Annotated in this window: 14 protein-coding genes and 1 tRNA gene; 8 read left to right on the top strand and 7 right to left on the bottom strand. The window is 35.0% G+C overall.

Annotation, left to right across the window (positions count from 1 at the left end):
• The first annotated feature begins 1 nt into the window (after position 1).
• Positions 2-1,231, top strand: a complete 1,230-nt coding sequence (locus tag ACT5E3_RS11060) for a serine hydrolase domain-containing protein (RefSeq protein WP_444998368.1) — start codon at positions 2-4, stop codon at positions 1,229-1,231.
• A complete protein-coding gene (lpxL, locus tag ACT5E3_RS11055) occupies positions 1,228-2,178 on the top strand; it encodes an LpxL/LpxP family Kdo(2)-lipid IV(A) lauroyl/palmitoleoyl acyltransferase (RefSeq protein WP_444998367.1) in 951 nt (316 codons plus the stop codon). Before ACT5E3_RS11060 ends, lpxL begins: the two co-directional genes overlap by 4 nt.
• A gap of 7 nt (positions 2,179-2,185) precedes the next feature.
• Here the strand turns inward: lpxL and ACT5E3_RS11050 are convergent, their stop codons facing one another.
• The 4 genes from ACT5E3_RS11050 to gltX form a co-directional block, all read right to left on the bottom strand.
• A complete protein-coding gene (locus ACT5E3_RS11050) occupies positions 2,186-3,313 on the bottom strand; it encodes a hypothetical protein (protein ID WP_444998366.1) in 1,128 nt (375 codons plus the stop codon).
• Between the two features lie 91 nt (positions 3,314-3,404).
• On the bottom strand, positions 3,405-4,427 hold the full coding sequence (gene astE / locus ACT5E3_RS11045) for a succinylglutamate desuccinylase (RefSeq protein WP_444998365.1): 1,023 nt from the start codon (positions 4,425-4,427) through the stop codon (positions 3,405-3,407).
• A 21-nt stretch (positions 4,428-4,448) separates the two neighbouring features.
• Positions 4,449-5,261: a M23 family metallopeptidase gene (locus ACT5E3_RS11040; RefSeq protein WP_444998364.1), complete on the bottom strand. Its 813-nt coding sequence runs from the start codon at positions 5,259-5,261 to the stop codon at positions 4,449-4,451.
• 37 nt (positions 5,262-5,298) lie between these two features.
• Complete coding sequence (gltX, locus tag ACT5E3_RS11035) at positions 5,299-6,720, bottom strand: glutamate--tRNA ligase (RefSeq protein WP_444998363.1); 1,422 nt, start codon at positions 6,718-6,720, stop codon at positions 5,299-5,301.
• A 130-nt stretch (positions 6,721-6,850) separates the two neighbouring features.
• Here gltX and ACT5E3_RS11030 point away from each other — a divergent pair.
• The 6 genes from ACT5E3_RS11030 (at position 6,851) to ACT5E3_RS11005 (ending at position 13,107) form a co-directional block, all read left to right on the top strand.
• Positions 6,851-6,926 (top strand) — tRNA-Val (locus tag ACT5E3_RS11030).
• 344 nt (positions 6,927-7,270) lie between these two features.
• Positions 7,271-8,656, top strand: coding sequence for an FAD-binding oxidoreductase (locus ACT5E3_RS11025; protein ID WP_444998362.1), 1,386 nt, complete (start codon positions 7,271-7,273; stop codon positions 8,654-8,656).
• The gene (locus ACT5E3_RS11020; protein ID WP_444998361.1) at positions 8,653-9,420 is read left to right on the top strand and encodes a hypothetical protein; all 768 of its coding nucleotides are present in this window, start codon (positions 8,653-8,655) and stop codon (positions 9,418-9,420) included. The genes ACT5E3_RS11025 and ACT5E3_RS11020 overlap by 4 nt, the downstream gene beginning before the upstream one ends.
• Positions 9,421-9,623: 203 nt before the next feature.
• Positions 9,624-10,922 (top strand): HAMP domain-containing sensor histidine kinase, encoded by a 1,299-nt coding sequence (locus ACT5E3_RS11015; protein ID WP_444998360.1) that lies wholly within the window; start codon positions 9,624-9,626, stop codon positions 10,920-10,922.
• A gap of 1 nt (position 10,923) precedes the next feature.
• Complete coding sequence (locus ACT5E3_RS11010; RefSeq protein WP_444998359.1) at positions 10,924-12,288, top strand: sigma-54-dependent transcriptional regulator; 1,365 nt, start codon at positions 10,924-10,926, stop codon at positions 12,286-12,288.
• A 180-nt stretch (positions 12,289-12,468) separates the two neighbouring features.
• On the top strand, positions 12,469-13,107 hold the full coding sequence (locus ACT5E3_RS11005; RefSeq protein WP_444998358.1) for a hypothetical protein: 639 nt from the start codon (positions 12,469-12,471) through the stop codon (positions 13,105-13,107).
• A gap of 64 nt (positions 13,108-13,171) precedes the next feature.
• Here ACT5E3_RS11005 and ACT5E3_RS11000 read toward each other — a convergent pair whose 3' ends face one another.
• The 3 genes from ACT5E3_RS11000 to purF all read right to left on the bottom strand — a co-directional run bounded on the left by ACT5E3_RS11000 (position 13,172) and on the right by purF (position 18,617).
• On the bottom strand, positions 13,172-16,426 hold the full coding sequence (locus ACT5E3_RS11000) for a ligand-binding sensor domain-containing protein (RefSeq protein WP_444998357.1): 3,255 nt from the start codon (positions 16,424-16,426) through the stop codon (positions 13,172-13,174).
• A gap of 79 nt (positions 16,427-16,505) precedes the next feature.
• Positions 16,506-17,069 (bottom strand): lysophospholipid acyltransferase family protein, encoded by a 564-nt coding sequence (locus ACT5E3_RS10995; RefSeq protein WP_444998356.1) that lies wholly within the window; start codon positions 17,067-17,069, stop codon positions 16,506-16,508.
• On the bottom strand, positions 17,070-18,617 hold the full coding sequence (gene purF, locus ACT5E3_RS10990) for an amidophosphoribosyltransferase (protein ID WP_444998355.1): 1,548 nt from the start codon (positions 18,615-18,617) through the stop codon (positions 17,070-17,072).
• Positions 18,618-18,621 lie beyond the last annotated feature (4 nt).

Genomic DNA, 18,621 nt, shown 5'->3' with positions numbered 1-18,621 from the left:
TATGCACCCGCCTAATAGTTTATTAAAAAACAACCCGTTCAAACCTCTCAAAACCACATTATTATTAGTCGTTATTGCACTAATTACCGGGAGTTTCATTTATCAGAAAGAGCTGTATCGCTTATACAAAGTTATTTTCCTCTTTAATGAAAATAGTATTACCTATAATTTTCAGCATATGGCAAACATTTTTCCGCATAATGTGATAATCAAAGGAAAGTCTAATTTTAATCTAACTCAATCACCTCAACCCCTTATCAAACACTTCAACTATCAAGATCAAACCTATTCAATACAGAAGCTACTTGATGATACAAAAACAACCGGCTTTATTGTTATCAAAAATAATCAAATTTTTTATGAAAAGTACTTTTTAGGTAACACTATCGATACGCTTAACATTTCTTGGTCTGTTAATAAATCTTATGTGTCGGCATTAATTGGTATCGCTTTAAATGAAGGGTTTATTCGCAGTATTAATGATCCAATCACACAATATGTGCCTGCTTTAATCAATACGGGTTACGATGGAGTACCGATTAAACATATTCTACATATGAGTTCAGGTGTCGACTTTAACGAAGACTACGCTGATTTTTTCTCTGATATTAATAAAATGGGTCGGGTTATTGCTTTGGGTCACTCAATTAATGATTTTGCAGCAAGCCTTAAAAGCATACAACCTTCGGGGAAAAAACATCGATATGTCAGCATGGACACTCAAGTTTTAGGCATGTTAATTAAACAAGCCACTGGACAATCTCCTTCCGCTTACCTTGAACAAAAGATATGGCGTAAACTAAGTATGCGCTCAAATGCTAAGTGGCTCAAAGATGATCAAGGTATGGAATTAGCTTTTGGCACCTTAAATGCAACTTTAAGAGATTATGCAAAGTTTGGTTTATTATACCTTAATAAAGGCAAATGGAATGGTGAGCAAATCATTCCACAACAGTGGGTCATTGACTCAACGAGTAGACAAAACATAAATAAACAAGACCCAGCCTCTCACAACAGCCAACCTTTTTTAAATTACGGTTATCAGTGGTGGATACCACAAGGAGAAGGTAGAGACTTTTTAGCCAAAGGCATTTATGGCCAATATATTTATGTATCTCCTCAATATGAAACGGTTATTGTTAAAACATCTGCTGATCCAAAATGGAAATCTGCTGATATCAAAAATAAACTTACTATCAAAATGTTCCAAAGTATTGCGCGTAACTTATGACAAAGCAAAAAAATAAAAATTTAAAAGTACAATATTCGCCCTCTTATTTCATTCTTCGTCCTAAGTATTGGCCAGCATTGATTATGTTTACTTTTGTCTGGCTAATAGCAAAGCTTCCCTTATTAGCTAAACTAAAACTGGCACGACTCATTAGTTGGCTTATGCTTAAACTAGCTTCCAGACGAAAAAAAATAGCTGAAATTAATTTAAAACTTTGCTTTCCTCAACTATCAGATAAAGAAAGACAGCAATTACTTGTTGATAATTTTTATGAGACCAGTTTAGGATTAGTTGAAACAGCATCATGCTGGTTTTCTGATTTACACCAATACGCTGACAACACAGAAATAAAAGGTAGCGAACATTTAGATGCTGCATTAGCAAAAGATAAAGGCGTTATTTTATTAAGTTTTCACATGACCAGTCTTGAAATTGGTGGCTCTTTACTCGGAAAACATTACCCTATAAATGCTATGTATAAACCGAATAAATCACTATTAGTTGAAAACCAAATGCGTCAAGGTAGACTTAGGCATGTAAAAAGCTTGCTTAAACAAAGCGATATTCGTGGTACGGTAAAAGCATTAAAAAGTAATAAAATTGTCTGGTATGCAACCGATCAAAACTATGGCAATAAATCGGCAGTATTTGTTCCCTTTTTCGGAACAATGGCATCGACCATAACAGCAACAACCAAGTTTGCTAAACTAACCAATGCAACGGTAGTCCCCTTTACACAGCGCAGAGTTAAAAATGGCAAAGGGTTGATACTTGAAATTCATCCGCCTTTTGAAAACTTCCCTGGTGCGAATGAAACAGAAGACGCTATGCGTATTAACCAATATCTAGAAAAATATTTAACCTTATATCCTGTTGACTATATGTGGCTACATCAAAGGTTTAGGACAAGACCTCCTGGAGAAAAAAGAATTTACCCCAAGAAATAAATATTCTTTAGTCTAAATACCAGCGTATACCTGCTGATGCCTGGTTTCGTTGATAAACATAAAATTCGTTTGTGCTATCAAACTGAGAAGCTTGAATATTGGCGTAAAAGGATAAATTAGTTTCAAATAATGTTGCTAAAGTCCAAGTATATTCAAGTGTTAAAGTAGCCCCGCTTTGATCGATATCGGTTTGATCAAAATAAGCAAACGACTGCTCAAGATCTTGATCATAAAAAAATGTCTGATAAAACAACCCAACTGATAATAAATGATAATCTGCAATTTTATAATCACCAACAATCTTTAGTTCGCCACGCTGTGAGTCGTAATATTGAGTGCCATTGGTTGTACGGTTAACATAAGAAAAACTGTATTCCCACTGGGTTCCTTTTTCAGGTTTATAAATATAACCAACATTGGTAATATAATCGTTAAAAATCAGGTTAGAATTAACAATTAATTCACCCAGTAAATTTCTATCACGTCGATCATTATATTCTCTGACTTTGTGCTGAAAGTTTAGAAAAAAATGACCTGAGTCACGGGGATAAAAAGTCACACCTAAAGTTGTCACTTTTTCTAGATTATCTAAATTATCTAATCCATTAAAATCAAAATCAGTAAAATTATTATCTTGATTTTTATAATGAATGTAAATATCTGACTCGCTACTAATAGGATAAGAAAAGCCTAAATAATAAGCCTTATATTTATTGTCAAAACGATCAGCTATAGAGTTATTATCATATGTAGCAACTAAGCCTGTTTCCTTAGCCACATAGGTTTCATCATGAGCTTGATAATCAATCCCAATCTGATAACCAATTGGTACTTCTAACACTTTAAAATCAGACGCCAGTTTTAAATCAGCCCCATAATCGAACCAATCAATCCTCGAGTCACTAAAATATAGTGCTTTTTCAACATTAATATCCCAGTAAAATAAATCATAAAGGCTACTTTGTGAGTAAAAACCAGCCTGTGCAAACTCTTCTTGCACAGGGTTAACTTCATCAGAAAGCGATAGCGGGTTACTGTCTATGCCCGTACGAGCAATGGCATCAAACTCAATTGCATTAAGTTGACTAACAAAAACAGCAAAAAACCCAATTATATACTGACGGCATTTTTTCATACTTATCCATTATTATTCTGGGCCAAAACTACAGCATTTATATTAATTCATAATCTATCAATAAACTCGACAGAATTCACAATCTTTACTGTTAATCATCTCGTAGTCTGGTAACCATTACTGCTACACGCTGCCCTATTGGTACATTAACATTCGGAAATACGACTGCCTCTCGCTCAAAAGCGACACGATAATTGTAATCAAAATCTTCAGCAATCAAATACCCTTGAGGGAATGAGGTAAAGTTTTCCACGCTCTCGTGAATATAAAATTTAAATTCTTCGCTATTACGAATGATTTCTGCAACAACTTTATATTCGATCAACTCTTTGGCATCAAAATGCGCAATATCGTTGGCTTGGATTAAAGCATCAAGGCATCGTATTGCGTAAGAAAAATCCTTTAGGTTATTTTCGCCAAACCGTTTTACTTTGCCAAGTTCTAGTGTATAAGCTTCAGCTTCAAATGACTCACTCGAATAGTAAGAAAATGTTGTCGATGGCTTATTATGTAGTAACACCGCCTCTATTCCCATAGCTAACAATAATCTTTTTGAATTATCATCAAGCCGTTTTTTCTGTGGGTTAAATGGTCTAATAGCAAAAGTTTTATGATAGGAAGGCTTTATTGCAGTGTGCAGATCTAAATGCACTTTTTCAGACGTTGAATGAGTTGTAAAAAAATCAGAAACATACTTTTCAAGCTGCTCTGCTCGTCTTATTTCATACTCATTTTCTTCATTAAGCGTATAATTTTTATATGCACCTGCAAATAACCGATTCATATTTAGAGCCACAAAACGCTGGCTGACTTGCATTGACTTAGGATTGCCGAGTATATACAACAAATTAACTTTTGGCTGGATACTGCCAGTAACAATTTGACTAATTTGGTGGGATACAATTTCAATGGGTGCAGTCTCGTTACCATGAATGCCACATGAAATAACAAGTGCTTTATTAGAGTCAAACTCAGGCTTAACTTCAAGCACCCCAGCATCTAAAAGCCGAATACTTACGCCATTAGGCAAACTAAGCCAATTTTCATTTTGGGCACAATGAGGCAGCTGAGCCAACTGAATAAACCCATCTGAAACTTCTAAATAACTTAACATAATATATACCTGCCTTTTATGTTATAAATCTTGAATTAAAAGTTGAGGATCAAGCCTTGTTTGAAACCAATTTAACCGCCAATCAAGATGAGGGCCTGTTGCACGCCCTGTTGCTCCAATACTGCCAACAACCTGGCCTTGTTTAACTTGTTCACCCAAAGCCACTTCTATTGAGTTTAAATGAATATAAGTAGAACTAATTCCATGCCCATGATCAATGATTAATGTTCCTCCGGAATAAAACATATCTTTATGAGCTAATGTAACTTTTCCTGCCGCAGCTGCCACTACAGGGGTACCAGTTTTATTAGCAATGTCTAACCCATAATGAGGTCTTTTGGGCTCACCATTTAAAACTCTTTGACTACCATAAACACCAGACACACGCCCTTTAGCTGGCAGTACAAAGCTTCTACTAAAATAATCAGCTTTGGATAGTTGCTCTCTAGCTTGACGTACCAAACTCGCTTCTTTCTTGATGCGAGCAATTACTGCTGCCGATTTAGGGTTAACTTTTGTTGGCGGTAATCCGTCAATACGTTCTATTTTCCACTGACGTTGCTTTATTTTAATTGGCAGAGAGTATTTTTTACCTTTATCTTCAATCACTAAGTTCACTTGTTCAGGTGCTTCGCGTCCAACTCCAAACACAAAAATACCTTGCTCGCTCTTAACAAGCTTATGCTGATTAAAGTAAACATTATCACCTTTAACTAACTTAGCAACAATCATGCTACCTTGCTGTGGTTCAGGCGTTAATATTTGCACAAAATCAGCTTTGACAGCAAAACTAGCTAATAGTAATGTGACTAGAAAAATCCGCTTAAAAATCATATATCCCTCATTAAATCATAGCTAAAAAACACTTGGATTACTCCGTTGTTTTTGCTCTTTCGGAAATAAAACTGAGCGCTTTATCTACCCTGTTCAGACTTCTCTCTTTTCCGACCCACTTCAGCGTGATATCAAGACTAGGAGACATTCCAGCACCTGTAATTGCAACTCTTAATGGCATACCAACTTTGCCCATGCCTATCTCTAATTCTGCCGCAGTTTGATCAATAGCTTGTTGTAAAGCATCTGAAGACCAACTATCTAAGTTAGCTAATTTGGCTCGTATGACAGTCAACGGCTCAAACGCAACTGGACGCAAATGCTTTTTAGCGGCTTTTTCATCAAAATTATCAAAGTCACTATAGTAAGGTTTTATTACTGCCACTATATCCTTAAGTGTTTGAACTCTCTCAGCAAACTCTGGGATTAACTCACCAATATCCGGCCCTTGCTCTAGAGATATATTGGCATTCTTTAAATGCCATTGTAAATGTGGCATGAGCTCTTCTTTTGTTGATAATTTAATATAATGCTGATTTAACCAGTTTAGCTTTTGGGTATTAAATGCAGATGGTGCTTTATTAATTGCATTAACATCAAATAATTCGATCATCTCCGAAACAGAAAACACCTCTTGATCGCCATGAGACCAGCCTAAACGAACCAAATAATTGAGTACTGCTTGTGGAAGATAACCGTCATCTCTATATTGCATGACACTAACAGCACCATGACGCTTAGAAAGCTTCTTACCATCATCACCAAGAATCATTGGAACATGTCCATAATCAGGCACATTTGCACCTAAGGCCTTAAAAATATTAATCTGGCGTGGTGTATTATTAACATGGTCATCACCTCTGATTACTTGTGTGATTCCCATATCCATATCATCCACAACCACGGTGAAGTTGTAAGTTGGAGAACCGTCAGTACGAGCAATAATTAAGTCATCGAGCTCTTTATTGGCAATCGTAATCTCACCTTTTACAACATCTTTAAAAGTAACCTCTCCATCTTCAGGATTTTTAAAACGAATAACATGATCTTGTGTTAAATCAATATCACTGTCCTCTAAATGGCGACACTTACCATCATATCTTGCTTTTTGTTTATTCGCTTTTTGTCTTTCTCGCAGTTCATCCAAACGCTCTCGGCTACAAAAACAAGGATAAGCATCTCCTTGTTGGACTAGCTGCTGGATAACTGTTTTATACCGCTCAAAGCGTTTAGTCTGAAATATAGGGCCTTCATCCCAATCTAATTCTAACCATTTCATTCCATCTAATATTGCTTCAACCGCTTCAGGGGTTGAACGCTCTAAATCTGTATCTTCAATTCGTAATACAAATTGCCCTTCATTAGCTTTAGCATGTAGCCAAGAATATAAAGCGGTTCTTGCACCACCGACATGAAGATAACCAGTTGGAGATGGAGCAAAACGAGTTTTAACAGACATTCAGGTTCACTTTTTTGATGATTAATTATTAGTTAAATAGTTTATCAAATTGTCTTACTAAAAAAATAATTAATTTAGTTGTTGACGCGTAAATATTTTCTCACTAGAATGCGCCCCGTGTTGACGACATGGGCGCTTAGCTCAGTTGGGAGAGCATCGCCCTTACAAGGCGAGGGTCAGTGGTTCGAGCCCACTAGCGCCCACCATGTCACATCATTTATAACCGAATCTCCTATTTTATTCGTCGAAGTCGGCTTCTTTCTATTAAATAGGACTAAGTCGACATAGACATTTAATGTGCAACTATAATTGTTTAATCTTGTAAATTTCTCAAACTATTTGATTCTTTAAGTCGTATTAACTTTTTAGTCATATTTATAATAAAGAAGCTTGAACAGATCGCAGAACAAAGTCACAATACAAGCTAGCAGCGGCTTAGTGTAAACTGTCCATTTTATGGTCATAATAATCACCATACCCATATATGAAATTTAGCTTTATTCAAAAGCTCATTATTAAATTATTGCGTTCTAACTGGTAAGTAATTTTCATGTCAGATTTTATTAATCAACTTAAAGATATTGTTGGTCAAGACTACGTTTCAACGACAACAGATGATTTAGCTGTTTATGGGCAGGACTGGAGTCGACTTTATCAACCGAACCCTTCCGTGATAGTCAAACCAGCTAATACGCACCAAGTTTCAGAAGTCGTCAAATTATGTGCCCAACACCAAGTTGCCATTGTTCCATCTGGCGGTAGAACAGGATTAAGTGGTGGTGCAGTTGCAACTAACCAAGAGCTAGTGCTTTCGCTTGATAGGCTAAACCAAATTACCCAATTTAATTCTGTCGATAGAACTGTTAGTTGCGGTGCAGGAGTTATCACAGAACAATTACAAAATTACGCCAAAGAACATGAGCTCTTCTATCCAGTAGATTTTGCTTCAGCAGGTTCAAGTCAAATAGGCGGTAACATTGCCACCAATGCTGGTGGTATAAAGGTTTTAAAATATGGTCTAACCAGAGACTGGGTATCAGGATTAACCGTAGTAACAGCATCAGGAGATATACTGACTCTCAATAATGGACTTGTAAAAAATGCAACCGGATATGATTTAAGACACCTAATCATTGGGAGCGAAGGTACATTAGCTATCATTACTGAAGCAATAATGAAATTAACCAATCCCCCACAAGAACCAACCGTTATGTTACTTGCAGTTCCCGATCTTTCCTGCATTTCTCAGCTGTTAGAACATTTTCAACCTTATATCAGTTTAATGGCATTTGAGTTTTTTTCACAAGCCGCTTTAGATAAAGTGATGCAACAACGCTCCATCAAAGCACCATTTAATGAAACAAGTCACTTTTATGTATTGATTGAGTTTGAAAACCCAACAGAAAGTACCCTGGACAATGCTTTCAAAGCCTTTGAAATTGCTGCTGAAAATGAGTGGTTACAAGATGGGATTATCAGCCAAAGCCATCAACAAGCCGAAGAGTTATGGCAATATAGAGAAGGTATATCAGAATCTATTTCACATTACCCTCCCTATAAGAACGATATTTCAGTAATGCCCTCTCAAGTAGGCAGTTTTTTGAAAGCAGTCGATGAGTTCGTAAGCCATAATTATCCAGATTTTGAAACCATCTGGTTTGGTCATATTGGTGATGGTAACTTACACTTAAATATTCTTAAACCTGAAACGATGCCATTAGAAGACTTCAAACAAGAATGTAGTAAGGCAAATCCTGAGATATTCAAAATTTTACAATCTTTTAATGGTAGTATTTCAGCAGAGCATGGGGTTGGCCTATTGAAACGAGACTATTTATCATTTTCCCGTTCAGAAACTGAAATCGCGCTAATGAGCGGCATTAAAAAAGTACTCGATCCACAAAATATACTTAACCCTGGTAAAGTATTTAAATGATTGCGTTAATCGCAAGCTTTTTCTCTCTTTGCGTTGGTCCTCTAGTTTATCAAACTTTCGGACCACTCAGACGAACGGATAAAATAGTCAGTGGAATCATATTAGTTGTTGTCACAGGAAGTATTGTATTTGATATAATTCCTGGAGCCTACCAATTAATCGGTTTGTTATCTTTCCTTTTTATTTTAGTCGGATTTTTTGGACCAACAATTATAGAAAAAACCTTCCAAAAGGCTGCTGACACAACCCATAAGCTAACAATATATTTAGGTGTTTTAGGTTTATTAGCACATGCATTAATTGAAGGGGCCGTTTTACAATCAGAACAAAATGGTGGTAATGGGATCACATTAGCAATTATATTACACCGCCTCCCCGTCGGATTAACAATCTGGTGGCTACTAAGACCATTACTTGGAGAAAAATACGCATTAATCACTATTTTACTAATGGGGACCGCAACCTGTGCGGGCTTTTTCCTAAACCAACTAATAGAAAGTTTTCGCAATCAAATACTATTTGCTGTCCTTCAATCTTTTATCAGCGGCTCACTACTACATGTCGTATTTTATAAACCTCATGCTGATGGTTGTATGCACACCAGTGAAGATCATCAACACCATAATCACCACAATAAAAAAAATAACCAAAATAAAGTTAACCAACTAAAATCGAGTATCGGTAATAAGCTAATCCGTTGGGAATCACTCGGCATATTAATAGGCGTAGTGACACTTATTATTCTTCATGCTTACCAAAGTTAAAATTAAGCTTCCCATCTCAACAATCAAGTAATATTTAGCAAAGCACTAAGCCCTCTCTTAACTATTTTTTGTTATTTATCTGTCTTATCTGGAAGTACAATTCAGTTAACTCACTGAAAAATACATTTTCAAGTTGAATAGGTCTAAACATATTGGCACGATCTCTGCTAAATTTAACCTGTATTAACCTTTTGGAAGCCATTATGTCCTTTAGAAAACTCAGTTTAATTTTTATAACAAGCCTGTTATCAGTGGTTTTGTTATTACAATGGTGGTCTATTACAAGCTTTACTAAAAATGTAGCCAAACAAGTTGGCGAATCAGCATTTGAGGTTAGTCGCTCAACAGCTGAAACGCTTATATTTGATCAACCAAGAATTGAATTTCACTCTATTGTTGTCAGTTCAACCTCTTCTAGTTTCCCCGTATCACTCAACAACAATCATCCAAGGATAAGACAAGATGTTGTTATAGAGCTCAATAATGAACAAGAAGATGATTTTATATTACTTAACGCAAGTGGTTCAGACTATCAAATACCAATACCTCGTACAGGCATACACATGGCATTAGAAAACTTTTCTAATCAAGTACTTTACTCAACAATTCTGTTGTTATTTATAGGCGTTAGCCTTGCTGTTTACTTTACAAGTAAAATTGCCTCTCCTTTAAAAAAACTCCAGTCAGCCTCAATCAGTTTAGGAGAAGGAAAGTTAGGGGTTCAAATAAAAAAAGATAACCAATGGCATAGTAATGAGATTGACTCAACAATTGATTCTTTTAACCTAATGTCTCAAAAAATTAAACAATTGCAAAAACAAAATGAAGTTTTACAAAACAAAGCCCACCTAGCAGAGTTGGCAGAAATAGCACGAGGACTTGCTCATACAATAAGAAATCCACTTAATACACTCAATTTAGCACTTGACCAAATCGAATCAAGTCAACACACATATGAAAGAAGCAAGTTAAATAAGCTTGCCAAACAACAAGTAAACAGGATAGATAAATGGATTCGCTCTTTAATAGAAGTAATGAATAATGATACTGATCTAATAAAACCAGCTAACATAAGACTTTTACTAATTAGTGTGATTGATGATCTAAAACTTTCTTCAAACCAAGGAATTAATATCGTTTTTAATCATAATGAATCAAATATAGAAATACTTGCTATCAAATCAGAACTCAAAAGCATATTGCAAAGCATCATTGGAAATGCCTTAGAAGCCTCTCCAGCAGAAGGCTGTATTCAAGTATTTCTCTCTCAGGAACAACAAGGGGTTGAAGTAAAAATTATCGACCAAGGCCCAGGTTTTTCTGACAACATTTTAGAACACTTATTTTCTCCACATAATACTGATAAAACTTATGGTGCAGGTATGGGTCTATATCTTGCTCACCGTATAATTTCACACAAATATCACGGCAGTATCTCAGTTAAAAACAATTCTAATAGAGGTAGTAGCGTCACTCTTATTATCAACCACAGAGGAAAATAATTTGTTAAATAATCACCTTATTAACATTCTATTGATTGAAGATGAATTTGATCAGAGACAGTTAATAAAAGCAATACTAGAAGCCGAACACTATCAAGTCACTGATGTAGATAACGGAGAGTTGGGTGTTAAGCTGTTAGAAAAAAAAGATTTTGATATTGTTATTTCAGACTGGAAACTGCCAGGTATTAATGGCAACCAAGTATTAGAGCAACTAAAACAGAGCTCACCTGGTACTGGCTTTATATTAATTACAGCTCACAGTGATGCATCGCATGCAATCAATATCATTCGAGCTGGTGCTGATGATTACTTACCTAAACCTTTTGATAAAAACAGCTTATTGTTTACAATTAAAAAATTAGTTTACTCTCGACAAATAGAATCTGAAAACAATGAATTAAAAAGACAGGTAAAACACCGAAGTAAACTGCTTGATATGATTGGTCAGTCAAGTGCGATGAATAAACTCTATCAGCGTATAGAAAAAGCAGCTCCCACTAACGCAACGATACTAATCACTGGTGAGAGTGGAACAGGAAAAGAGTTGGCTGCTAGGGCAATACATCAACTATCTCATTTAAACAACTCCCCTTTTCTACCCGTTAATTGCGCAGCAATACCAGAAAGCTTGGCTGAAGCTGAATTATTTGGCGCAGAAAAAGGAGCTTATACTGGTGCCCACAAAAATCGAATTGGAAAATTAGAAAGTGCGCACAATGGCACTATATTTTTAGATGAAGTTGGCGAACTTCCTTTATTAATTCAAAGTAAACTTTTAAGGTTTATTCAAGAAGGAACCATTAACCGTGTTGGTTCTAATCAAGAAATAAAACTCAATGTTAGAATTGTTACTGCAACTAACAGAGCGCTTTTAGAAGAAGTTGAAAAAGGTAACTTTAGAGAAGATCTATATTATCGTTTAAATGTAATTCCTGTTGTAATTCCCTCATTAAGAAACAGGCAAGAAGATATATTCCCTTTAATTCAGCATTTTATTAAAGTATGTTGCCTAGAAAATAATATGCCGATAAAACAACTATCGGCACCCGCTCTTAAAGCGATGCTAGCCTACTCATGGCCAGGAAATGTAAGACAACTCAGGAATACTGTAGAACGCCTAACATTACTCTCTTTAGAGAATACTATTTCGTTGGATGATGTCGATGAACTAGAACTACATCAAGCCAATGATGAAAGTAATTTTATTCTACCGCAACAAGGTATTAACTGGGAGATTCATGAAAAAGACTGCTTACTACAAGCTTTAAGTCATTGTAATAATAATAGAACTCAAGCAGCGAAATTATTAGGCCTAGGTTACAAAGCATTTTTATATCGTTTAGATAAATATCAAATTAGTTAATATCCTTATATAGAGAACACTTTCCCCATATAAGGATATTTTTATTAAAATAAAAAGTATAATTGAGTTAAACAAGCTATAAATAGTCAAACAAATAATAATAATAATAATAATACCTGGCATACAAATTGATAATAGATTAATGAACTTATAAATTAACTCATATTATTGGGAGTAACCATGAAAAAATACAATAAAATAATTTTAGCATTAGGATTAAGTTGTCTTGGCATGAGCAGTTATATTGTCAATGCAGAGGAGAAAAAAGAACAGGTGTTTGTAATCAAAGTAGATAAATCTGATAATAAAGACCCGGTTGTTGATTTAAAAATAGATAATACAAGCGAAAGTTTTAATATGCCTGAATTAGTCTTGGGTGAATCAAAAACGATTACTTCTAACTCAGGCAAGAATATCACTCTGACAAAAACAGAAAAAGGGGTCAATGTTGAAGTGGATGGCGAAGTGTTAGAACTGCCTTCTTTTGATGGTGATTTAGGCGCTAAAATACATCGTTCAAGCAGATTACACAACAAACTTGCTAACACAGTTCAAATTAGTGGTATTGAGTTAAATGACTCTCAAAAACAAATAATTAGAGATGCATTTATTGCCGCAGGCATAGAAAAAGAAGTTTCCTTTAACAATCACAATATTATGTTATTTAGCAGTGATAATAATATTAATTTTATTCCAGGAAAACACAAAAAAATATGGAAAAGTGACGGCAATCCACAAGTGCAAGTTATTGTAAAAAAAGATCAAAAGAATAAAGATATTCATATTGAAGAAGAAACTATTATCATTGAACAAAAGTAGCTAAACCTTGTATTTCCAAAGCGGCTCTCTGCCGCTTTTTATTTCATTTCACCTCTTGGAAAAATCAATTTAAAAAGTGTGTAGTGATTAACTGTTTACTTAACAAATCATCTAGATCTTTTTCAGGGTTTACACTTTGAAACTCGGCGGGAGATTGATGCAACTCAACACGCAATAAGCCTGAGGCACTTAGCAGACTTATTTTTTGGTGAATAACAATCAATAAATCCGATAACTTAATAAGTTCTGATAGCTTTTTTATCTTATCATTTGTAATTTCTAAATACGTTAATACAATATGTATTTGTACTCGTTTATCATTAGCGATAGGAATTTTACTATGCAGTATTTTAGTTCTCAAATGACTTAAATTATCACTCAAGTTTTTCATTTCATCGGCATTACCAAAAATAACAAAAGTATCCTCATTTAACGCACAAATATGTACATTTGAAGGGCATTTTTGTCTTAATTTAATGGCCACGTAACTAATTATTTCCGCACTACAAATTTTCCCATACTCTTGTTCTATATTCAGCAAATCCGTCAAATGAAATATAAATATATGATTAAAACTAATATTTTCTTCTGACTTCTTATCATCAGCAAGCATTCTAGTAATATTTTGATAACGATAAAAACCACTGACAGAATCCCTAAACTGATGACTTTTTAATTGATATGATGAATCACTAATTTCCTCTGTCATCACATCAATTTCATTAACTTTGCTTTCTAGCTCTAACTTAAGGCTGGCATTTTGTTTTCTAACATCTTTAAGACGAATTTCTTCAACTTTCACTAAGTTTTCCAACTTAGCCAGTTTACTTTTATAATGACGACTAACTAAATAAAGAACAATTCCAAAAAGTAAAAACGACAATATTAAAAGCAAATAAAAAGATAAGCTACTCTTAAAAAAATCTGTTTCAACATTAAGCTGTAGACGTAGTTTATTTTCAGACCAAGCCGCCTGACCAACTTTAGATTGAATATCGATATAGTATTTACCCTCTTGTAAACCAGCTAAAACAAAGCTTCTTTCTTTTCCTAAATAAACCCAGTCATCATTCAAACCTAAAACTCGGTAACGATAAGATTGGGTTCCTAAATTTTGAAAATAGAGATCGGCAACTGAAATTTTTATTGTTGATTCATCTTGTTGCTTAGAAATAATAGGTTTTCTCTGGTTGTTTAACTGATACAAATCAAAATTTCTCTGCCCCACTTTGACTTCTGTAAATATTAGCTCTCGCTCTATATATTTTTTTATTTTGACTTTGCTATCAACTACCGTGACACCATTAATACTTCCAAAATATAGTAAACCATCACTATCGGCAAAATAAGCTCCCGTATTAAATTCATCACTTGACAAGCCATCATTGCGTCTAAATGACTGCATACTATCGCTATATGCAGAATAACGAACTAAGCCTAAATTAGTTGAAAGCCAGAGTTGCTTTTGAGCATCTTCTAATATTCCATAGATATTATTATTAGGTAAACCTTGTACTTTGGTTATTCTCTCAAAATAAATTTCATCTTCTGTTTCTCTTATCACTTTATTTAAACCATTAGCAGTTCCCACCCATAAAATCCCCCTACTATCTTCAAATAAAACCTGTACGTCATCATTTGATAAGGATTGAGAATTATTATTATGATACTCATAGTGAAACCAGCTTTCATGTTCTTGTGAATACATCAACAATCCACTCACACCACCAACCCAAATATTACCATCTCTGGTTTCCAAGATTGAACTAATTCGGCTACTTCTATCTTTGTAACTATAAGGAATTTCAGGCTGAAAATCTTTTAAATAAAAAGTCAGTTGTCCATTATTTACTATCTCTTTTTCAACCCTGAATAAATGTGAATTTGTTCCAATCCATATGCGATTAGAATGATCTTCATATATTTTGAAAATAAACTCTTTTAAATCAATTTTATTACCATTACTGTAAAAGTGAACCGGAAGAATTTTTTTCTGATCTAAATCGAACAAATATATACCGTAAATAGTCCCTATCCACATCCTGTTTTTATAATCTATATGTAGCGAGTAGGTATAACTCGATTTTTCATCTAATACATCCACTTCATCATGAAGTGGTCTACTAATATCGCCTGTCATCAAGTCGAGTTGTACAATACCTCCACCATAAGTGGCTAACCACAAGTACTCATTATTATCCTTTTCAATTCCATGAACAGTATTGCTAATACCAAATTTCGCTAAATCAGATTTGGTAATAACATGTTTAAAGTCAGTTTCTATCGGGTTTAAAATATTAACACCTGTTGCATAAGTACCTAACCAAACTAAACCATTTTTATCGATAAAAATAGTCATTAATTCATTAGAAGAAAGGCCATCACTATCGTGTGTTTTATGCAAATAATGTTCAAACCTTGATTTAGAATAACGATATACATTTAACCCTTGACTAGTACCAATCCACAAATTACCTTCTTGATCAAACGTCATAGTTTGTATAAAGTCAGAGGTTAAAGAGTTAGGATTATTTTCCTCGGCAAAAAAACGCTCAACTTCATCCGTAATCAGATCATAACGAATTAAACCTGAATTGGTTCCCAACCAAATGCTTTGGTGTTTTACTTCGATATCCTTAACAGAATTACCTTTTACGGTTAACCATTTTTTTAGTTTACCTTCGCAATAATTAACCAAAGAATTATCTTTTTCTTTTAACGCATAAACACACGACTCGGTCGATACCCAAACAGTATCATTCACAACGGTAATTGAAGTCACTTCATCTTCAATACGCTGCTTATGTTCTGATTCAAATAGTTCTGTTGACCCCACTTTTGAATTATAAACAAATAAACCATTATCAGAACCAATCGCAATATTACCCGAAGGTAATACAGCAATTGCTGCAATTGCAGTTCTTAAATCCTCATGTAAATATTGATAATTAGTAAAAGACTCATCAACAGGATTATATAAACTCAGTCCATTTTGAGTCCCCACCCAAATACCTAATCCAGGCTGCTCAGCTATAGAATAAATAAAGTTATCATGTAAAGATTTTGGGTTGCTGTGCTGGTGTTCAAAAATAGTAAACTCATACCCATCAAACCGGTTTAGCCCATCTTCAGTACCAATCCAAAAATATCCCTGAGAATCCTGAATGATACTATTAACCACACTTTGCGATAGGCCTTGTTCTAAAGATAGCCGTTGTACTTGAAATGCCTTTTGAAAACGATGATCGAGTGAGTTAGCGGATATCCCACACGAATAAGCCGTCCATAGCAATAATGTCAATATAAGTCGTCCGTACAATGAAAAATTCCTGAATAAAGTCAAAATAATGAGCGTTTACTGCGCTTACCTAAATTAAAAATGATGTATTCTCTGGACATTAAGAATGAATTTTAAAAGTCACTTTGCTGCTCTGTTCTGGGTTAATGCCCATTTTAGATTGATAAAATGCTTTTAACCGACTTAAGTCAATCTCAATATCCCCTGTTAATTCAATTAAAGGACCAAAGCCCAACTGTCGAGTTTTGGCATCTAAAAAGCAAGTTTGTACAGGTACATTGGCATTTAATGCTATATAATAAAACCCCGACTTCCAATGCTCTTTATAACTTCTAGTCCCTTCTGGAGCAAGAGCCAGAAGCATTCGTTCATTCTGCTCAAAGCTTTTTACAATAGAATCAACAATATTATGACTCTGTGAACGATCAATTGGAATACCACCTAATTTACGCAAAAACCAATTAAAAGGCCATACAAAAATGGTATGTTTGCCAATGAAGTTTATTTTTAATTGAAAATGGAACTTCAATAGAATAAATATAAAGAAGTCCCAATTAGAAGTATGAGGTGCCCCAATGATGAGATATTTTTTTAATGCTGGAGGTTGGCCTACAATTTTCCAACCACTTAAGGTCAGTATTTGTTTTGAAAGCCAGGAGAGCACTTAAGCTCCACCAACATTGTGTAACTCCATGATTGTGTCATCTATTGGCTCGGCATCTTCATCTTCACCAACATCAACCACAGGTGAGTTTTTAGCCAAATCGTTACGGCGATTATCTAGCTGTTGAAGATAATTTTCATCAATGTCGCCAGTAATATAATTACCATCAAAGACAGAAGTATCAAACCGGGTAATTTTAGGGTTTCCCTCACGGCATGTTTCGACTAAATCTTCCAAATCTTGATAAATGAGTTTGTCAGCACCAATCAGCGCCTCTACCTCTTCATCTGTACGACCGTGCGCAATCAACTCTTTAGCAGAAGGCATATCGATACCATAAACATTAGGATAACGTACAGCTGGCGCAGCTGATGCAAAATAAACCTTATTAGCCCCAGCTTCTCGTGCCATATCAACGATTTGCTGGCTAGTTGTTCCCCGAACAACTGAGTCATCCACTAATAAAACATTCTTATCCTTAAACTCCAAACCAATCGCATTAAGCTTTTGCCTAACAGATTTTTTCCTCATCTGCTGACCAGGCATAATAAAAGTTCGTCCAATATATCTATTTTTAACAAAACCATGTCTTAACTTTAAATTAAGTTTGGTTGCCAGTTCCATTGCACTTGTTGTTGAAGTATCAGGTATTGGAATAACGACATCAATATCATGATCAGGCCAGATTCGTAGAATCTTTTCTGCCAACTTCTCTCCCATTCTTAAGCGAGCACGATAAACAGATATATCATCCATAAAAGAATCGGGTCTGGCTAAATAAACATATTCAAATATACAAGGAGCAGCTTCGTTAGCTTCAATACATTGTTGACTATGTAGTTTCCCATTAGAATCAATATAAATAGCTTCCCCAGGATTGACATCACGAACTAACTCAAAATTAAGTGCATCTAATGCAACACTTTCTGAAGCAAACATATACTCCGTTTTTCCATTAGTAACTTTTTTACCTAGTACAACAGGTCTTATTCCATAGGGATCTCTAAAACATACCATGCCATGATCATTAATTAACGCAACAGCGGCATAAGCCCCTTTACAACGTTTATAAAGATTAGAAATAGCCTTAAACACTGCGCTAGGAGATAAGGGTTCATCAGCACAATGTTGTAATTCATGCGCAAAAATATTGAGTAATATTTCAGAGTCTGAGCTAGTATTGATGTGACGACGATCAGTTTGATATAAAACTCTTTTAAGCTCTTCTTGATTAGTCAAATTACCATTATGGGCTAAGACGATACCATAAGGCGAATTAACATAAAGAGGCTGCGCTTCAGCAGAACTTGCACAACCAGCCGTTGGATACCTTACATGGCCAACCCCAAGGTTACCTTGTAAACGGCGCATGTGCCGCGTGTGAAAAACATCTTTAACAAGCCCATTGGCCTTACGTAAAAACATTTTTCCTTCATTTAAAGTTACAATTCCTGCCGCGTCTTGTCCACGATGTTGTAACACAGTTAAAGCGTCATACAATCCTTGATTAACGGGTGAAGTTCCATAAATGCCGACAATACCACACATATTT

Source organism: Aliikangiella litoralis (assembly GCF_052495765.1).
This window is presented reverse-complemented; position numbering and strand designations above follow the sequence as displayed.